The organism is Pseudostreptobacillus hongkongensis (assembly GCF_001559795.1).
Lineage (GTDB): Bacteria > Fusobacteriota > Fusobacteriia > Fusobacteriales > Leptotrichiaceae > Pseudostreptobacillus > Pseudostreptobacillus hongkongensis.
Genome location: NZ_LOHY01000113.1, coordinates 1 through 5,095 on the forward strand (window position 1 = coordinate 1; position 5,095 = coordinate 5,095).

The window sequence follows — 5,095 nt, forward strand, 5'->3', positions numbered from 1 at the left end:
GTTTGGCAACTACCTATCTTCCCTATTACTAAGTATTTTCAGCGTACACAGACTTAACTTCCAGGTTCGAAATGTAACTGGGTGTATCCCTGTGGCTATTATCACCAAACTTCATTGTCTAGGACAATTAGAAATGAATAGTAGATAGTAAAAAGTATTTAATAAAAGCTTACGTAATATTAGTATTGGTCAGCTAAATGTATCACTACACTTACACCCCCAACCTATCAACCACTTAGTCTCAGTGGATACTTAAAAGAATACTTATCTCAAAGTGGGTTTCTCACTTAGATGCTTTCAGCGATTATCCCTTCCAAACGTGACTACTCAGCCATGCCACTGGCGTGACAACTGATACATCAGAGGTTTGTCCATCCCGGTCCTCTCGTACTAAGGACAGATCTTTTCAATATTCTAACGCCTGTAGTGGATAGGGACCGAACTGTCTCACGACGTTCTGAACCCAGCTCGCGTGCCTCTTTAATGGGCGAACAGCCCAACCCTTGGGACCTTCTCCAGCCCCAGGATGAGACGAGCCGACATCGAGGTGCCAAACACTTCCGTCGATATGGACTCTTGGGAAGTATCAGCCTGTTATCCCCGGGGTAGCTTTTATCCGTTGAGCGACGGCCTTTCCATACAGCACCGCCGGATCACTAAGTCCTGCTTTCGCACCTGCTCGATCCGTCAATCTCGCAGTCAAGCTCCCTTATACCTTTACACTCTTTGGTTGATTTCCATCCAACCTGAGGGAACCTTTGAACGCCTCCGTTACTCTTTAGGAGGCGACCGCCCCAGTCAAACTGCCCATCTAGCACTGTCTCAATTTCTTGATTAGAATTTCAATAATATATGGTTGGTATTCCAACGGTGACTCCTTATCAACTAGCGTCAATAATTCTTAGTCTCCCAACTATTCTATACACACATTACCAAAACCCAATGCCAAACTACAGTAAAGCTCCACGGGGTCTTTCCGTCCTACTACAGGTAGTCGGTATCTTCACCGACATTACAACTTCACCAGGTCTCCAGCCAAGACAGCTCCCAAATCATTTCACCATTCGTGCAGGTCGGAACTTACCCGACAAGGAATTTCGCTACCTTAGGACCGTTATAGTTACGGCCGCCGTTCACTGGGGCTTCAATTCGAGTCTCTCAACCCTCCTCTTAACCTTCCAGCACTGGGCAGGTGTCAGCCCATATACGTCGCCTTTCAGCTTAGCATAGACCTGTGTTTTTGATAAACAGTTGCTTGGGACTCTTCACTGCGGCCTACTTTAGCTCCAGATGTTCTCTTTCACTTACCATAGGCACCCCTTCTCCCGAAGTTACGGGGCTATTTTGCAGAGTTCCTTAGCTAGAGTTATCCTGTCGGCCTCGGGTTTCTCACCCAGTCCACCTGTGTCGGTTTACAGTACGGGCACTCAATCTCAGTTTAGAAGTTTTTCTCGGCAGTGTAGGATTTGTAACTTATACTTTTGTACTTCCCCATCAGGTCTAACATTTAACTAAACGGATTTGCCTATCTAGTCATACTTCTCCCTTAGAATGCCTATTCCGTCAGACATCTTACATACCTTCCTGCGTCACTCCATCACTATCAAAATTAAGTGGTATAGGAATATTAACCTATTTTCCATTCGCCTCGACTTCTTAGTCTTCGCTTAGGTCCCGACTCACCCAGGGCGGACAAACCTTCCCCTGGAAACCTTGGACTTCCGGCCAGAGGGATTCTCACCCTCTTTCTCGCTACTCATTCCTGCATTCTCACTTCTGATACCTCCAGATCATCTTCCAACTCTCCTTCTACGGCTTACAGAACGCTCTCCTACCAACAATTGCTTGTTACATAGCTTCGGTTTATGTCTTAGCCCCGTTAAATCTTCGGCGCAGATACTCTCGACCAGTGAGCTATTACGCACTCTTTAAAGGTATGGCTGCTTCTAAGCCAACCTCCTGGTTGTTTGTGAATATCCACCTCCTTTCCCACTTAGACATAATTTGGGACCTTAGCTGATGTTCTGGGTTGTTTCCCTCTCGTCCACGGACCTTGTCATCCATAGACTCACTCCTAATTATTAATATATGGTATTCGTAGTTTGCTTAACTTCAGTAAGCTATACGCCCCCTAGGTTATACAGTGCTCTACCCCCACATATCTTTATCATTAAGGCTGCACCTAAATGCATTTCGGAGAGAACGAGCTATCTCCTAGTTCGATTGGCTTTTCACCCCTAAACCTATCTCATCTCCCAACATTTCAACGGCGGTGAGTTCGGTCCTCCACTAAGTCTTACCTTAGCTTCAACCTGGACAGGCCTAGATCACTAGGTTTCGCGTCTATAACATGCGACTATCGCCCTCTTAAGACTCGGTTTCCCTTCGGCTCCACTCTCTTAACCTCGCCACATATCATAACTCGCAGGATGATTAACCAAAATCCACGCAGTCACCTCTCGGCTCCTACCGTTTGTAAGCACACGGTTTCAAATTCTCTTTCACTCCCTTACTCAGGGTTCTTTTCACCTTTCCCTCACGGTACTCTCCTCTATCGGTTAGTAAAAGTATTTAGCCTTACGAGATATGGTCCTCGCTGATTCACACCAAATTCCTCGTGCTTGATGCTACTCGGGTTTACTATATACATATATTACTTTACACTATACGAGACTATCACTCTCTTTGGTCTAGCTTTCCAACTATGTTCCGTTTACATAATATACATATTCAGATTATGGCTATCTCTGTATTAGTACCCCTCTACCACATAATAGCAACGCTGCCCGCTTGACACTACTATGTTTTAGGCTCTTCCCCGTTCGCTCGCCGCTACTTAGAGAATCGTTTTTACTTTCTTTTCCTCTAGCTACTTAGATGTTTCAGTTCGCTAGCTTACCTACTTTCTCATATGATCTTCAATCATATAGGTTTCCCCATTCGGATATCTCGGGATCTACGCTTATATGCAACTCCCCCAAGCTTTTCGCAGCTTATCACGTCCTTCTTCGGCTTTTACTACCTAGGCATCCTCCGTGTGCCCTTATTTAGCTTTTCATCTTCTTTATATTTTTTTCACAGTTAACTCTTTTTTCTTTTCCTTAACTTGTTTCAGTTGTAACTTTTTACCTACTATTCATTTCTCATTGTCCTATCAAAAGACATGTAATAAAAGCAAACATCCTAACCTTAAGATATCTTCTATTCTCCTTAGAAAGGAGGTGATCCATCCGCACCTTCCGGTACGGATACCTTGTTACGACTTCACCCCAATCACTTATCACACCTTAGGTACTTCCCTCCTTACGGTTAGGCCAGTAACTTCAGGTGCAACAAACTCTCGTGGTGTGACGGGCGGTGTGTACAAGACCCGAGAACGTATTCACCGCAACATTGCTGATTTGCGATTACTAGTGATTCCAACTTCATGAAGTCGAGTTGCAGACTTCAATCCGAACTGAGAGTAGCTTTTGAGATTCGCTCCATATCGCTATTTCGCTCCTCTTTGTACTACCCATTGTAGCACGTGTGTAGCCCAGATCATAAGGGGCATGATGACTTGACGTCATCCCCACCTTCCTCCTGCTCGTCGCAGGCAGTTTCATTAGAGTCCCCAACTTAATGATGGCAACTAATGATAGGGGTTTCGCTCGTTGCGGGACTTAACCCAACATCTCACGACACGAGCTGTCGACAGCCATGCACCACCTGTATCTCGGTTCCCGAAGGCACTCCGTTACTTCTAACAGATTCCGAGTATGTCAAGACCTGGTAAGGTTCCTCGCGTTGCGTCGAATTAAACCACATGCTCCACCACTTGTGCGGGTCCCCGTCAATTCCTTTGAGTTTCATACTTGCGTACGTACTCCCCAGGCGGATCACTTATCGCTTTTGCTTCGGCACAGAGATTTCTCATCCCCACACCCAGTGATCATCGTTTACAGCTAGGACTACCAGGGTATCTAATCCTGTTTGCTCCCCTAGCTTTCGCACTTCAGCGTCAGTTTCTGTCCAGTGAGTTATCTTCATCATCGGCATTCCTACACATATCTACGAATTTCACCTCTACTCGTGTAGTTCCACCCACCTTTCCAGTACTCTAGTTAATCAGTTTCAAAGGCAAGCTTGCAGTTGAGCTGCAAGTTTTCACCCCTGACTTGTTTAACCGCCTAGATGCCCTTTAAGCCCAATAATTCCGGATAACGCTTGCGACATACGTATTACCGCGGCTGCTGGCACGTATTTAGCCGTCGCTTCTTCTGTAGGTACCGTCACTTCCTTCTTCCCTACTGAAAGCACTTTACAATCCGAAAACCTTCTTCGTGCACACAGAATTGCTGGATCAGAGTTGCCTCCATTGTCCAATATTCCCCACTGCTGCCTCCCGTAGGAGTAAGGGCCGTATCTCAGTCCCCTTGTGGCCGTTCACCCTCTCGGGCCGGCTACCTATCATCGCCTTGGTAGGCCTTTACCCCACCAACTAGCTAATAGGATGCAAAGCTCTCTTATAGCGGTCTCCCTTTCATGTCATCGTGATGCCACAATCCCATAATATCTAGTATTATCAGTCGTTTCCAACTGTTATCCCAGTCTATAAGGCAAGTTCTTTACACGTTACTCACCAGTCCACCATGATCCATTCCCTAGCAAGCTAGTTAACTTTTCATAGATTTGCATGTGTTAAGCATTCTGTCAGCGTTCATCCTGAGCCAGGATCAAACTCTTCATTCAATATTTAAACTGTTTTTAAGTTCTTCTTATTTACACCTTTTGTGTCTTTTCCCTAACTCTTAAGTAATTGACTTAGCATTTCTTTCTAGTCTCTTTTCAAGTTTGTTTGCTTCTATTTTATTTTCATTGTCCTTTTCCACTCGGTCTCCCTCGTGGACAATATTTATATTATCATAAATATACTTTTTATGTCAATACCTTTTTTTGTTTTTTTTTGAAAAATTTTTCCCAGTTATTCAAAAAGCACCTAAATTGGTGCTTCTTGATAATATATTTTTTTAAATTTTATATTAAATCATTTAGACTTTCTGTGAAAGTTGGATGAGTGTAAATAAAGTTTCTTAAAACTTCACCCTTAATTTTT

3 rRNA genes are annotated in these 5,095 nt (G+C 44.3%); all 3 read right to left on the reverse strand.

Annotated elements, in window-relative coordinates:
- Window positions 1-109, reverse strand: a 5S ribosomal RNA gene (rrf, locus tag AYC59_RS05865).
- Window positions 110-160: 51 nt separating this feature from the next.
- Window positions 161-3,057: ribosomal RNA gene (locus AYC59_RS05870) — 23S ribosomal RNA — on the reverse strand.
- 157 nt (window positions 3,058-3,214) lie between these two features.
- Window positions 3,215-4,731, reverse strand: a 16S ribosomal RNA gene (locus tag AYC59_RS05875).
- Together the 16S, 23S and 5S rRNA genes form the textbook arrangement of a ribosomal RNA operon.
- Window positions 4,732-5,095: the final 364 nt, after the last annotated feature.